At 64.5% G+C, this 13,400-nt stretch carries 9 protein-coding genes; 3 read left to right on the top strand and 6 right to left on the bottom strand.

The window, feature by feature from the left end; all coding sequences use genetic code 11:
- Nucleotides 1-42: 42 nt before the first annotated feature.
- Nucleotides 43-1,413, bottom strand: a complete 1,371-nt coding sequence (locus tag C7G61_RS34690) for a glutamate--cysteine ligase (protein WP_108522202.1) — start codon at nucleotides 1,411-1,413, stop codon at nucleotides 43-45.
- Nucleotides 1,414-1,509: 96 nt separating this feature from the next.
- Nucleotides 1,510-1,998 carry a MarR family winged helix-turn-helix transcriptional regulator gene (locus tag C7G61_RS34685; RefSeq protein WP_108522234.1) on the bottom strand — a complete coding sequence of 163 codons (489 nt, stop codon included), beginning with the start codon at nucleotides 1,996-1,998 and terminating at the stop codon, nucleotides 1,510-1,512.
- Nucleotides 1,999-2,125: 127 nt separating this feature from the next.
- Between C7G61_RS34685 and gstA the strand changes: the two genes are divergently transcribed.
- Nucleotides 2,126-2,743: a glutathione transferase GstA gene (gstA, locus tag C7G61_RS34680; RefSeq protein ID WP_108522201.1), complete on the top strand. Its 618-nt coding sequence runs from the start codon at nucleotides 2,126-2,128 to the stop codon at nucleotides 2,741-2,743.
- Between the two features lie 165 nt (nucleotides 2,744-2,908).
- Here the strand turns inward: gstA and C7G61_RS34675 are convergent, their stop codons facing one another.
- From C7G61_RS34675 to C7G61_RS34660, 4 genes are all read right to left on the bottom strand, one after another.
- Complete coding sequence (locus C7G61_RS34675; protein ID WP_108522200.1) at nucleotides 2,909-5,122, bottom strand: FAD-dependent oxidoreductase; 2,214 nt, start codon at nucleotides 5,120-5,122, stop codon at nucleotides 2,909-2,911.
- Nucleotides 5,123-5,267: 145 nt separating this feature from the next.
- Complete coding sequence (locus tag C7G61_RS34670; RefSeq protein ID WP_108522199.1) at nucleotides 5,268-6,476, bottom strand: acetyl-CoA C-acetyltransferase; 1,209 nt, start codon at nucleotides 6,474-6,476, stop codon at nucleotides 5,268-5,270.
- A 64-nt stretch (nucleotides 6,477-6,540) separates the two neighbouring features.
- Entirely contained in the window at nucleotides 6,541-8,331 is a 1,791-nt protein-coding gene (locus C7G61_RS34665) for an acyl-CoA dehydrogenase C-terminal domain-containing protein (protein ID WP_108522198.1), read from the bottom strand.
- 175 nt (nucleotides 8,332-8,506) lie between these two features.
- Nucleotides 8,507-8,893 (bottom strand): nuclear transport factor 2 family protein, encoded by a 387-nt coding sequence (locus tag C7G61_RS34660; RefSeq protein ID WP_108522197.1) that lies wholly within the window; start codon nucleotides 8,891-8,893, stop codon nucleotides 8,507-8,509.
- Between the two features lie 128 nt (nucleotides 8,894-9,021).
- Here C7G61_RS34660 and C7G61_RS34655 point away from each other — a divergent pair, with 128 nt between their 5' ends.
- Together C7G61_RS34655 and C7G61_RS34650 are read left to right on the top strand one after the other, a co-directional pair.
- Complete coding sequence (locus tag C7G61_RS34655; protein ID WP_108522196.1) at nucleotides 9,022-9,618, top strand: PadR family transcriptional regulator; 597 nt, start codon at nucleotides 9,022-9,024, stop codon at nucleotides 9,616-9,618.
- A 317-nt stretch (nucleotides 9,619-9,935) separates the two neighbouring features.
- On the top strand, nucleotides 9,936-13,331 hold the full coding sequence (locus tag C7G61_RS34650) for a tetratricopeptide repeat protein (protein ID WP_108522195.1): 3,396 nt from the start codon (nucleotides 9,936-9,938) through the stop codon (nucleotides 13,329-13,331).
- The last annotated feature ends 69 nt before the right edge of the window (nucleotides 13,332-13,400 follow it).

The following is a 13,400-nucleotide window of genomic DNA, read 5'->3' as shown; positions in this document are numbered from 1 at the left end:
GTACGGTGGATGAACGGCCCAAAGGTTAAGCAACCCGTTAAATTAAAACGCGTATTCCTGATAGACGGGCTCCACGGAACCGCCCCACTCGCCGTTGAATTTGTCGAGCATTTCTTCCGCCGGCGTGCGGCCCGATTCGAGAATGCGCTCCAGCGGTTCGAGGTAGCGGCTCTCGTCGCGGCCGGAATGATCGACGCGGCCACGCCGCCGCAAGCCGGCATGCGATAGCTTCAGGCATTCCCGGGCGATTTCGAACAGATAACGGTCCTTGATCCGGGCCTTGAAGCCGAAGCGCGGCACGTCGTCGCGTAGCGCCTGACGCTCCTGCGCGGTCCAGTGGCTGACCAGCTCCCAGGCTTCGTTCAGGCTTTCGTCGTCATACAATAGCCCGACCCAGAACGCCGGCAGCGCCGGCAGCCGGCCCCATGGCACGCCGTCCGCACCGCGCATTTCCAGATAACGCTTCAGGCGGACTTCCGGGAAAATCGTCGACAGATGGTTGGCCCAGTCCGACAAGGTCGGACGCTCGCCAGGCAGTGAGTTGTTGCGGCCCTCGAAGAAGGCGCGGAACGAGGAACCTGCGACATCGATATAGGTGTCGCCGCGCTTGACGAAGTACATGGGCACGTCAAGCGCATAGTCGACCCAGCGCTCGAACCCCATGCCGTCCTCGAACACCCACGGCAACATACCGGAGCGCGCGTTATCGGTGTCGCGCCAGATCTCGGAGCGGAACGACAGGTACCCATTGGACTTGCCTTCGGTGAAGGGCGAGTTGGCAAACAGGGCGGTCGCCACCGGCTGCAGCGCAATCGACACGCGCAGCTTCTTGACCATGTCGGCTTCCGAGGAGAAGTCGAGATTGGTCTGCACCGTGCAGGTCCGGTACATCATGTCGATGCCATATTGCCCGACCTTCGGCATGTAGTTGCTCATGATCTTGTAGCGGCCCTTGGGCATCACGGGAATCTGCTCCCGCGACCAGGACGGCGTCATGCCGAGCCCGAGAAAGCCGATCCCAAGGGGCGTCGCGATCTCGCGCACCTGCGCCAGATGCGCCATCAGCTCGGCCTGGGTCTGGTGCACGTTTTCGACCGGCGCCCCCGACAACTCGAACTGCCCGCCCGGCTCCAGCGAAATCGCGCCGCCGCCGGTAACGTCGTAGAGCCCGATGATGTTGCCACGCTCCATGATCGGCTCCCAGCCGAGCAGGAGCTGCATACCTTCGAGCAGCGCGCCGATGCCGCGCGCGCCCTCGTATGGCACGGGCTGACGGCCCTCCAGCGTGAACGGGGTCTTCTCGTGTTCGGTACCGATGCGGAACTCGGACGGCGGCTTGCAGCCGGCCTCGAACCACGTGACGAGTTCGTCACGCGATTGCAGCGGCGTCATATCGATCTGGTCACGCGCCATGAAAAAATCCGGATATCTGGCGATTCGACCGAACGCGCCTTATGGCCAAGGGAATGCGGACGGCGACGTCCGCAACAACGAAACATATCAGGGTTGTCATCGCGCCGGCACGCCGTCGCGGGCAGCGGCCGTCTTGACGTCGGAGCAGGAGCAGCCCAGCCGGTCGAGCAGACCGCAAAGCTTAATGGCGTCGGCATCCGACAGTTTGGAGCCGACGTGCTTTTCGATCGCCGCCGAATAGGCGTTCCACATTTTCTTCTGCAGCTCGCGCCCGGCTTCCGTGATCTCCACGAACTGGCCGCGCTTGTCGATCTTGCATTCACGCCGCGCCGCCAGGCCCTCGTCCACCAGACGGTCGATCAGCCGCGAGGTCGAATATTGCGGGATCAGCATCTGCTTTTCCAGTTCCACCGGGCGCATCTCGCCGGACGGCGCGCGCGACAGTTCCAAGAGCGCGTCATACCAGGCCAGCGGCGGAAAGCCCGCTTTCTTCAAATCCTGCTCGACGGCATCGAGCACCCGGCTCTGCACCCGCATCAGGCGGATCCAGGCGGCGGTCGCCTCGGTCGATGGTTTGCGTTTCATCATCCAGTCCGTATCTGTCACAGATCAGTGTACCGCACTAAATGCAGCTGCATCAATCTTGCTATTCCATGCAAATGCATTTAGTCACTCCACCCGATAATGATAATATCGAGGGAAGGAAAGGCCGATGAAACTGTATTATACGCCAGGCGCCTGCTCGCTATCCCCCCATATCGCGCTTCTCGAGGCCGGTCTGCCCTACGACCTGGTCAAAGTCGACCTGCGCGCCAAGAAGCTGGAGAACGGTGACGACTTTTTGAAGGTCAACCCGAAGGGCCAGGTGCCGGTACTGGCGCTCGATTCGGGCGAACTGGTCACCGAGGGCCCGGTCATCGTCCAGATGATCGCCGACAAGGCCGCGGCCAAGAACCTGGCACCGGCCCGGGATTCGGAGGAGCGCTACAAGCTGCTCGAATGGCTGAACTTCATCACGACCGAGCTGCACAAGAATCTCGGACCGATGTTCTCGCCCGTGCTCGCCGACGACGCCAAGCCCTTCTTTAAGGACCGCGCGATGGGCAAGTTCAAATATCTGGAAACCGCGCTTGCCGGGCGCGACTACCTGATGGGCAAGCAGTTCACCGTCGCCGACGGCTACCTCTTCACCATGCTGATGTGGGCGGCCGACCGGCTGAAGTTCGACCTCTCCGGGCTGCCGAACCTGCTGGCCTACAAGGCCCGCATCGCCGCGCGCCCGAAGGTGCAGGAAGCGCTGACCAAGGAAGGCTTGATGAAGGCGGCGTGAGTTCTCGCGAATAGCGAATACGGAAAGGGCCGGATCGATGATCCGGCCCTTTGTCGTTCCGTAGCCCGGATGGAGCGCAGCGCAATCCGGGAAAGTGCCGCAAGTGGCGAGGTCCCCGGATTTCGCTTCGCTCCATCCGGGCTACGATCGTTCCTCAATGACGACCTACGCCGCCTGCTTCTTCGGCGGGAAGCGGCCGTAGAAGGTCTCGCCGCTGGCCGCCATGTCTTCCAACAGCTTTGGCGGGGTGAAGCGGGAGCCGTATTTGGCCTCGAGCTTATGGCAGAGCTCGACGAACTTCCGCGTGCCCATGAAGTCGATATAGGACAGCGTGCCGCCGGTGAACGGCGCAAAGCCGAAGCCGAGGATCGAGCCGACATCGGCCTCGCGCGGATCGGTGATGACGTGATCCTCGACCGTGCGCGCGGCTTCCACCGCCTGCACCACCAGAAAACGCTGCTTCAGCTCCTCGATATCGAGCGTATCGGGATCGAGCTGCTTGGGCTGCAGCGCCGACAGGCCCGGCCACAGGCTCTTCTGGCCCTTGCCCTTCTCGGGATAGTCGTAAAAGCCCTTGCTGTTCTTGCGCCCCAAGCGCCCCTGCTTCTCGACCAGCTCCACCATCAGCTTCTTCTGATCCGGGTTGATGGAGTTGGGACCGAGATCGGCTTCGGTTGCCTTGATGACCTTGAGGCCGAGGTCGAGGGCGACTTCATCGGACAGCGACAGCGGACCGACCGGCATGCCGGCCATCTTGGCGCAGTTCTCGATCATCGCCGGCGGCACGCCTTCCAGGAACATCTCGTTGCCTTCGGCGATGTAACGGCCGACGCAGCGGTTGGCGTAGAAGCCACGCGAATCATTGACGACGATCGGCGTCTTGCCGATCACCCTGACATAGTCGAGCGCGGCGGCAAGCGCGACGTCGCCGGTGTTCTTGCCGAGGATGATTTCGACCAGCATCATCTTCTCGACCGGCGAGAAGAAGTGGATGCCGACGAACTTGCCCTGCTCCTTGAAGCTTTCGGCCAGCGAGGTGATCGGCAGTGTCGAGGTGTTGGACGCGAAGATCGCGTCAGGCTTGAGGTATTGCTGCGCCTTGGCAAAGGTCTCGGCCTTGACCTTGCGGTCCTCGAACACGGCCTCGATCACGAGGTCGCAATCCCCGAGCGTGGCGTAGTCAGCGGTTGGCGTGATGCGCGCCAGCAGCGCGTCGCGATCGCCCGCCTTGGCGCGGCCCTTGGCGATCTGCTCGTCGATCACCTTCTGCGCATGCGCCTTGCCCTTGTCGGCGCTTTCCTGGTCGCGGTCGATCAGCACGACATCGAGGCCGGCGCGGGCCGAAACGTAGCCGACGCTGGCGCCCATGAAGCCGGCGCCGATCACGGCGACCTTCTTGATCTTGGTCGGCGGGACGCTTTGCGGACGCCGGGCGCCCTTGTTCAGCTCCTGCATGGACAGGAACAGGCTGCGGATCATCGCCGCCGCTTCCTTGGACCGCAGCACCTTCGTGAAGTAACGCGACTCGACGCGCAGCGCGGCGTCGATCGGCAACTGCAGGCCCTCATAGACGCAGCTCATGATGGCGCGCGCCGCCGGATAATTGTCGTAGGTCTCGCGGCGATAGATGGCGTTGCCGGCCGGGAACATCATCATGCCGTTCTTGGAGAACACCGGACCGCCCGGCAGCTTGAAACCCTTCTCGTCCCAGGGCGCGACGGCCTTGCCGCCGCCCTTGATCCAGTCCTTGGCCGCCTTGACCAGGTCGGAAGCCGGCACGATGGCGTGGATCAGGTTGAGCGCCTTGGCCTTGTCGACCGTGACCGGATCGCCCTTGAGCAGGATCGTCATCGCATCCTGCGGCGGCACCAGGCGCGGCACGCGCTGGGTGCCGCCGGCGCCGGGGAACAGGCCGACCTTCACTTCGGGCAGGCCGAGGCGGGTCTTGGGATTTTCAGCCGCAACGCGATAGTGGCAGGACAGCGTCACCTCAAAGCCGCCGCCGAGCGCCAGCCCGTTGATCGCGGCCGCCCACGGCTTGCCGCAGGTTTCGATGCCGCGCAGCACCAGCGAGAAGCGCCGGCTCTGGTCGAACAGCATCTGGTTGGCGGCGACCTCACCCTTTTCCTTGAAGACCTTGGCGTACTCCTTGTTCATACCTTCGAGCATGGAAAGGTCGGCGCCGGCGCAGAACGCATCCTTGCTCGAGGTGATGACAACGCCCTTCACCGCGGCATCCGCCGTGGTCTGCTTCAGGATCTCTTCGAGCTCGGTGGTCGAGGTCTCGTCCAGCACATTCATTGAACGGCCGGGGATGTCCCAGGTGACGAGCGCAATGCCGTCGGCGTCGGTCTCTAGCTTGAAATTCTTGAAGGCCATGTTGGTCGCTCCCTCGGTGCCGGCAGCCGATGTCAGGCGCGGCGGTTGACTTGGATTTCGTAGGGTGGGTTAGCGAAGCGTAACCCACCACTTCTCTCGCCGCGGCACGGTGGGTTACGCCTTCGGCTAACCCACCCTACGGCAGTTACACTCTTTCGATGATCGTCGCGGTCCCCATGCCGCCGCCGATGCACAAGGTCACCAGCGCGGTGGACTTGTTGGTGCGCTCCAGCTCGTCGAGCACGGTACCGAGGATCATGGCCCCTGTCGCGCCGAGCGGATGGCCGAGCGCGATCGCGCCGCCATTGACGTTGATCTTTGCATTGTCGATCTCGAACGCCTGGATGTAGCGCAGCACCACCGAGGCAAAAGCCTCGTTGAGTTCGAACAGGTCGATGTCCGACTTCTTCATGCCGGAACGCTCGAACAGCTTTTCGGTGACGTCGACCGGCCCGGTCAGCATCATCGCGGGCTCCGAGCCGATATTGGCAAAGGCGCGGATCTTTGCACGCGGCTTCAGGCCGTGCTTGGCACCCGCTTCCTTGCTGCCGAGCAGCACGGCGCCGGCGCCATCGACGATGCCGGAGGAGTTGCCGGCGTGGTGGACGTAGTTGACGCGCTCGATTTCCGGATGCGACTGGATCGCCACCGCATCGAAACCGCCCATCTGGCCAACCACGGTGAACGCCGGCTGCAGTTGCGCCAGCGACTGCATCGTCGTGGTCGGGCGCATGTGCTCGTCCTTGGCCAGGATGGTGAGGCCGTTGACGTCCTTCACCGGGACCACCGACTTGTTGAAGCGGCCCTCGTCCCAGGCCTTCGCGGCGCGCTGCTGGCTTTGCACGGCGTAGGCATCGACGTCATCGCGCGAGAAACCGTATTTGGTCGCGATCAGGTCGGCCGAAACACCCTGCGGCATGAAATAGGAAGGCACCGCCATCGAGGGGTCCATCGGCCAGGCGCCGCCGGACGCGCCGATGCCGACGCGGCTCATCGATTCGGCGCCGCCGCCGATCACGAGCTCATGCTGGCCGGCCATGATCTGGGCGGCGGCGAAATTCACGGCATCGAGGCCGGAGGCGCAGAAGCGGCTGATCTGCACGCCGGGGACGGATTCGCCGAGGCCTGCCTTCAGCGCCGCGAAGCGCGCGATGTCTGAGCCCGCCTCGCCGACCGGATCGACCACGCCGAGGATGACGTCGTCGACGACGTCTTCGCCGAGATTGTTGCGCTCCTTCAGCGCCTGCAGTGGCACCGTCGCCAGCGCCAGCGCGGTGACCTCGTGGAGTGCGCCATCGGACTTGCCGCGGCCGCGCGGGGTGCGAACGTGATCGTAGATATATGCCTCAGGCATGACGCCCTCCTGGTATGAGGATCATAATATTATAGGCGAGAAGGACAGGAAACGGCGGAAAATCTCAGAACGCTTCCGCCGCCAATTCCATGGTGGTCGCGCAGCCGGTCTGGATGCGCGCAAGATGGACGTGGGTTTCGGGCAACATGCGCTCCATGAAGAAGCGGCCGGTCACCAGCTTGGTGGAGAGATAGGGCGTGGCGCCACTGCTCGCAATCTTGTCCTGCGCTACCTTGGCCATCCGCGCCCACATATAGGCGAAGGTGACGAGCCCGAACAATTGCATGTAGTCGGTGGCGGCCGCACCCGCATTGTCGGGCTTGGTCAGCGCGTTCTGCATCAGCCAGCCGGTGGCCTGCTGCAGATGGCCGAGGGCTGCCGAGAGCGGGGTGACGAACGGCTTCATCGCCTCATCGCCGCCGTGCTCCTTGGCGAAAGCGCCGACTTCGGCAAAGAACGCCATCACGGCGCGGCCGCCGTCGCGCGGCAATTTACGCCCCACAAGGTCGAGCGCCTGGATGCCGTTGGCGCCCTCATAGAGCATGGCGATGCGCGCATCGCGCACGAACTGCTCCATGCCGTGCTCGGCGATATAGCCGTGGCCGCCATACATCTGCTGCGCCAGCACCGCGTTGGAGAAGCCGACATCGGTCATCACGCCTTTCATGACCGGCGTCATCAGGCCCATATGGTCGTCGGCCTCCTGACGGTCCTTGGGATCGGAGGAACGATGCGCGACGTCGCTCTTCAGCGCGGTCCACACCACCATGGCGCGCGCCGCCTCGTTGAAGGCGCGGATGGTGAGCAGCACACGGCGCACGTCGGGATGCACGATGATCGGGTCGGCCGGCTTGTCTGCTTCCTTTGCGCCGGTCAGGGAGCGGCCCTGCAGACGCTCGCGCGCGTAATTGACAGCGTTCTGATAGGCAACTTCGGACTGCGCCAGCCCCTGCACGGCGACGCCGAGGCGGGCCTCGTTCATCATCACGAACATGCCCTGCATGCCCTTGTTCTCTTCACCGATCAGCCAGCCGGTGGCGTTGTCGTAGTTCATCACGCAGGTGGAATTGCCGTGGATGCCCATCTTGTGCTCGATCGAGCCGCAGGACACGCCGTTGCGCGCGCCGAGCGAGCCGTCGGCATTGACCAGCACCTTCGGCACCACAAACAGCGACACGCCCTTGATGCCTGATGGAGCGCCTTCGATGCGCGCCAGCACCAGATGGATGATGTTCTCGGCGATATCGTGCTCGCCCGCAGAGATGAAGATCTTGGTGCCTGATATCTTGTAGCTGCCGTCGGCCTGCTTGACGGCCTTGGTGCGCAACAGGCCGAGATCGGTGCCGCATTGCGGCTCGGTGAGGTTCATGGTGCCGGTCCACTCGCCCGCCACCATCTTCGGCACGAACATCTTCTTCTGCTCGGGCTTGCCATGCACCAGCAGCGCCGCGGTGGCGCCCATGGTGAGACCGCCATACATCGAGAACGCCATGTTGGCTGCGCTCTGGAATTCGGTGACGACCTGGCTCAGCGTCACCGGCAGCCCCTGCCCGCCATATTCCGCCGGCGCCGACAGTCCGAGCCAGCCGCCCTCGGCGACCTGCTTGAAGGCTTCCTTAAAGCCCTTCGGCGTCGTCACCGAGCCGTCGTCATGCCGCTTGCAGCCTTCGAGATCGCCGACGCGATTGAGCGGCTGCAACACCTCTTCGGAGAGTTTTGCGGCTTCGCCGATGATTGCCTCGCGCACATCGGCGGAGGCGTCGGTGAAGCCGGGCAGATTGTCGTAGCGATCGATCTGGAACACGTCGTTGAGCAGGAAGGTGACGTCTTCCACAGGGGCTTTGTAGATCGGCATGGTGTTCTCCCGGCAGCGGCGAATGTGACGAAGGCGCTTGAAATGAAATTCGTGTGGCGTTCCGGACGTAGACCTTATCCGGTTCCGGAGATTCTAGGGAGTGAGCAGGCCGGCAAATATCTCGTCAGCCATTGCGGCGTAAACGGCGCCGGAGATGGTCGCGGCCTTTGCTCCCTCACCCTTTGGCGAGTTGCTCCCCCATCAAGCGGTGCAGCAGATTGATTCCCTTCAGCGGACGCACCATCACCTTGAAGTGCGTGATCTTACCGTCATCGCTGAAGGTGATGATGTCGACGCCGTTGATCTTGATGCCCTCGATCTCGTTTTCGAATTCGAGGACCGCGCCATCAGCGCTGCGCCATTCGCCGGTGTATTTGAAGCCGGGGCCACCGAGGACCTTTCCGGCGCCCGCCAGATATTTGAAGGTGATGTCGCGCCCGCGCTGCGGCGTGTGGACGACGGGGCTTTCGAACACCGCATCCGGGTGCAGCAGGTCCCACAACGCCGCCGTATCATGCGACTTCATGTAGCCGTACCACTTGTCGAGGCCGCTCATGGTCATCATGTCTCCTCTGGCGGGCGATGGCGGGCTGACGCCGGGGAATGGGTCTCTCCGGAGCTTATGCGAGTTGACGCATATGCAACTTTATGCATAATGTCAATCAATCCTGAGAACCGGAGGCCGGCGTCTTGGCGCTTGGTGACGCGATCCTTGCCTGCCTGACCGAACGTCCGATGACGGGCTATGAGCTCGCCAAGACGTTCGACAACTCCATTGGATTCTTCTGGAAGGCCGACCACCAGCAAATTTATCGGGAACTGACAAAACTCCGCGACCGCGGCCATATCCAGGGCCGCGAGGTGGTGCAGTCCGGCAAGCCGAACAAGCTGGTCTACACGCTCACGCCGGAAGGCCGAGCCGCGCTCAGGCATTGGGCCGCCCGGCCGAGCGTTCCGGCCTCGATCAAGGACGACCTGCTGGTGCGGCTCTATGCGCTCGACAGCGTCGACGTCGAACCGCTGCGCACCGACCTGATGGCGCGGCTGGAACATCACCGCGACCGTTTCGCCCGCTACGAGCGCCTGCTCAACAAACGTTTCCCCCAGGGCATCGCGGCGCCGGCCGATGTCGGCAAACTGCTCGGACTTCGCGTCGGCCTCAGCTATGAGCGCGCGGTGGCGGAATGGTGCGAAGAGGCGATCGAGGCGCTGTCGGCCCTGTCGCCCGGTGCGGAGCGGACCAATGTCGTGTCGCTCGAAGACGGCCAGCGCGAAAATAGCGGCTAGGGCTTTTCCGATCCGATCGAATCGGAACCGCCTTCCGGATTCCTAATCTGACGCGTTTTCCTGACGCGAACCGGCCGCCACGGCGGATCAAGTCCGGGGGCAGGCTTTCGCCGGAAAACGCTTTAAATCCAAAGCCGAACTGGCCCCCGGTAACTTTTGCGGCCGTCCGTCCCATTCCTTAACCCGTTCTTTACCGTAACGCGAAAAAGTCAGTTCCGAGGCAGGCGAGCCGCGCAAAAATTCTATTGTCTCTTCAGTGGGACGCGCGGGGAGGCTGATGGCGCAGGTGGGGCGCCGTAGCGGAACCGGACGAGAGCATGAATTCGCGCGTATCGTGGAGTGTTGACGGCATCGATCCATCCGTCCGCGAAAGGGCCGAGGCGGCCGCGCGGCGCGCCGGCATGTCGCTGAGCGACTGGCTCAATTCGACCATCGGCGAACCGCTCCCGCCCAGTTTCAGCGCGCCTTCCAGTCAACGGCCGGCGATGCCGAGCCGGGAAAGCCGCGACGTTGCCGACATTCACCAGCGGCTGGATTCGATCACAAAGCAGATCGAGCAGATTTCGCGGCCGGCGCCGCGCGGCGAGACGCCGCGTGGCGAAGCAGCGCGCGGCGAGCCGACGGTGGCCCGCCAGCTCAACGACGCCATTTCGCGCCTCGACGCGCGGCTGTCGCAGATTTCCAACCCAGCGCCGACCCGGCAGGCCCAGATGCAGGAAAAGCAGCGTCAGACCGAGCAGGTCGAGCGGGCCGCAGCCCAGGTCTATCGCCCCGCGCCGCCGCTCAATCCGGCCTCGCTGGATTTTGCGATCGCCGAAATCGCCGCGCGCCAGAACGAACTCGACAGTCCGCCACCGCGCCAGATGCCGCCGCGCCATGCCGCGCCGACGGCCCAGCCCAATTTTTCGCAGCCCAATTCTTCTCAACCTATGACGCAGGCAGCGACGGCCGGTCCGGACTTTTCCTCGCTCGAACGTCACCTGCTCAAGATCACAAGCCAGATCGAGGCGCTGCAGCGTCCCGATCACGTCGAGGAATCGATTGCCGCGTTCCGCAGCGAACTCGCCGAAATCCGCCAGGCCATCACCGAGGCGGTGCCGCGCCGGGAGATCGAATCGCTCGAGAACGAAATCCGTTCGCTGTCCCGCCGCATCGACGAAAACAGGCAGCACGGCAGCGACGGCCAGACGCTGACCGGCATCGAACGCGCGCTCGGCGAAATCCGCGAGGTGCTGCGCTCGCTGACGCCGGCCGAGCAGCTCACCGGCTACGACGAGGCGATCCACAACCTGGGCGCCAAGCTCGATCTGATCCTGCGCTCGAACGACGATCCGTCGACCGTGCAGCAGCTCGAAAGCGCGATCGCGGCACTGCGCGGAATCGTTTCCAACGTCGCCTCCAACGATGCGCTGGCGCGGCTCGCCGAAGATGTGCACACGCTGTCGGCCAAGGTCGACCAGCTTTCCCGCTTTGACGGCAACAGCGACGCCTTCGGCATGCTCGAGCAGCGCCTGGCCGCGCTGACCTCGACGCTGGAAAGTAGGCAGGCGCCGGCGGCGATCGACAATTCGGAATATCTCGAAAACGCGTTGCGCACGCTGTCGGAGCGGCTCGACCGTATCCCGGCCGGCAACGACAATGCGTCGGCGTTTGCCCATCTCGAACAGCGCGTGTCCTATCTGCTGGAGCGCCTGGAAGCCTCCGGCGATCGTTCCGCCGCGCCTGCCATCGATCTCGGACGGGTCGAGGAAGGACTGCACGATATTCTGCGTTCGCTCGAACGCCAGCATGCCAGCCTGGTCGCGCTCGCCGATTCCAACCGCAATTCGACCGACACGGCCCAGCCGGTGGACTCCGGCATCGTCGATCTGGTCAAGCGCGAGCTGTCCGACATCCGCTTCAGCCAGTCGGAAACCGACCGCCGCACGCAGGACTCGCTCGAGACCGTTCACAGCACACTCGGCCACGTGGTCGATCGGCTGTCGACGATCGAAGGCGATCTGCGCACGGTTCGCACCGCACCGCCGGCGATCGCCTCTTCTCCTGCAGCCGCCGAAATGCGCGAGGAAGCGCCCCGCGTGATGACGCCGCTGCAGACCTATCCGCAGCAACCGAAACCGGAATTGCCGAATCCCGCCGCACTGCAAGCGAGCCCTCAAGAACATTTTGCCGCCGCGCCGCGCGAATTCCACGCCGTGCAGCCGGCGGCTTCGGCCGCGCCGGCCGCGCCGCCCTTGCCGCCGAGGGCGATCAGCGAAATCCTGGAGCCGCATGCCGCAGCCCCGCGCACCGCGATCGCGCCGGAATTGCCGCCGGATCATCCGCTCGAGCCGGGTACGCGGCCGATGGTGCGCATGTCTTCGCCGTCGGAACGGATCGCGGCTTCCGAAAACGCGATCAGCGAGATCGCTTCCGGGCCCAAGGAGCCGGTGAGTTCGTCGAGCTTCATTGCCGCCGCGCGCCGCGCCGCGCAGGCCGCAGCCGCCGCGCCGCCTCCCGAGAAGGCGGGACGTTCGTCGGCAAAGGCCGCGCCCAAGGACAAGGGCGGCGACAAGGCCAAGGCGGACGACAAGAACCCCTCGAACATTTCCTCCAAGATCCGCTCGCTGCTGGTCGGCGCAAGCGTGGTCGTGATCGTGCTCGGCACGTTCAAGATGGCGATGACGCTGCTCGATACCGGCAGCGTGATGCAACTGCCGATGTTTGAATCCAGCGAGCCGGCCGCTCCAACGCAGGCCCCCGCACCGGCGGAGAGCAGCGCCAGGCCCGCAATGCCCGCGGCGCCGACGATGCCCGCTGCCCCCTTGATGATGTCGCCGACGCCGGTCGAGAAGCAGTCGAACAATTCTTCCGCACCGAACACGCTGGATAGCGCGCGGATCGCGGTCCCGCCGCAGGCCACGCCGCCGGCACCGGCGGCAACCAGCGACGTCACCGGCGCGATCACGACGATGCCGGCCACCGGCGGCAAGGTTGCCATGATCGCCGTGCCGCCGACCGAGCGGTTGCCTGACGGCATCGGCGGCCCGGTATTGCGCACCGCCGCGTTGAAGGGCGACCCGGCCGCGGCCTACGAGGTCGGCGTGCGCTTTGCCGAAGGCAAGGGCGTTGCCCCGGATCTCGACCAGGCCGCCAAATGGTACGACCGCGCGGCGCAGGCCGGCGTGGTGCCCGCGATCTTTCGGCTCGGGACCTTCTACGAGAAGGGCCTGAGCGTGAGAAAGGACGTCGATATCGCGCGGCGTTATTATGCGCAGGCGGCCGAGCGCGGCAGCGCCAAGGCGATGCACAATCTGGCCGTGCTCGACGCTGACGGTGGCGGCAAGGGCGCCAACTACAAGAGCGCGTCGATCTGGTTCCGCAAAGCCGCCGATCGCGGCGTCGCCGACAGCCAGTTCAACCTCGGCATCCTCTATGCCCGCGGCATCGGCGTCGAACAGAACCTCGCCGAATCCTTCAAATGGTTCAGCCTCGCGGCCGCCCAGGGCGACGCGGACGCCGGGCGCAAGCGCGACGACATCGCCAAGCGCCTCGACGTCCAGTCGCTGGCGGCGGCCAGGCTGGCGATCCAGACCTTTACGCCGGAGCCGCAACCCGACGACGCCGTCAACGTGGCGTCGCCCGCCGGCGGCTGGGATTCAGCTCCCGCACCGGCCACCGGCAAGCCCGGCGCCAAGCCGGCTGCGACCAAGCGCACCGCCGCTGTTCATTAAGCAAAAAGTCGCGATGCGCGCCGTCGCATAGACAGGTCGCGTCGCCGCCATATCCTCGGCCATAAATTC

Source organism: Bradyrhizobium algeriense (genome assembly GCF_003062295.1).
In the GTDB taxonomy this organism is placed as follows: Bacteria; Pseudomonadota; Alphaproteobacteria; order Rhizobiales; family Xanthobacteraceae; genus Bradyrhizobium; species Bradyrhizobium algeriense.
This window is presented reverse-complemented; position numbering and strand designations above follow the sequence as displayed.

Excerpts from the sequence above, each read along its gene's own strand:
- C7G61_RS34690 (WP_108522202.1), bottom strand. The coding sequence starts at position 1,413 with ATGGCGCGTGACCAGATCGATATGACGCCGCTGCAATCGCGTGACGAA.
- C7G61_RS34685 (WP_108522234.1), bottom strand. The coding sequence starts at position 1,998 with ATGAAACGCAAACCATCGACCGAGGCGACCGCCGCCTGGATCCGCCTG.
- gstA (WP_108522201.1), top strand. The coding sequence starts at position 2,126 with ATGAAACTGTATTATACGCCAGGCGCCTGCTCGCTATCCCCCCATATC.
- C7G61_RS34675 (WP_108522200.1), bottom strand. The coding sequence starts at position 5,122 with ATGGCCTTCAAGAATTTCAAGCTAGAGACCGACGCCGACGGCATTGCG.
- C7G61_RS34670 (WP_108522199.1), bottom strand. The coding sequence starts at position 6,476 with ATGCCTGAGGCATATATCTACGATCACGTTCGCACCCCGCGCGGCCGC.
- C7G61_RS34665 (WP_108522198.1), bottom strand. The coding sequence starts at position 8,331 with ATGCCGATCTACAAAGCCCCTGTGGAAGACGTCACCTTCCTGCTCAAC.
- C7G61_RS34660 (WP_108522197.1), bottom strand. The coding sequence starts at position 8,893 with ATGACCATGAGCGGCCTCGACAAGTGGTACGGCTACATGAAGTCGCAT.
- C7G61_RS34650 (WP_108522195.1), top strand. The coding sequence starts at position 9,936 with ATGAATTCGCGCGTATCGTGGAGTGTTGACGGCATCGATCCATCCGTC.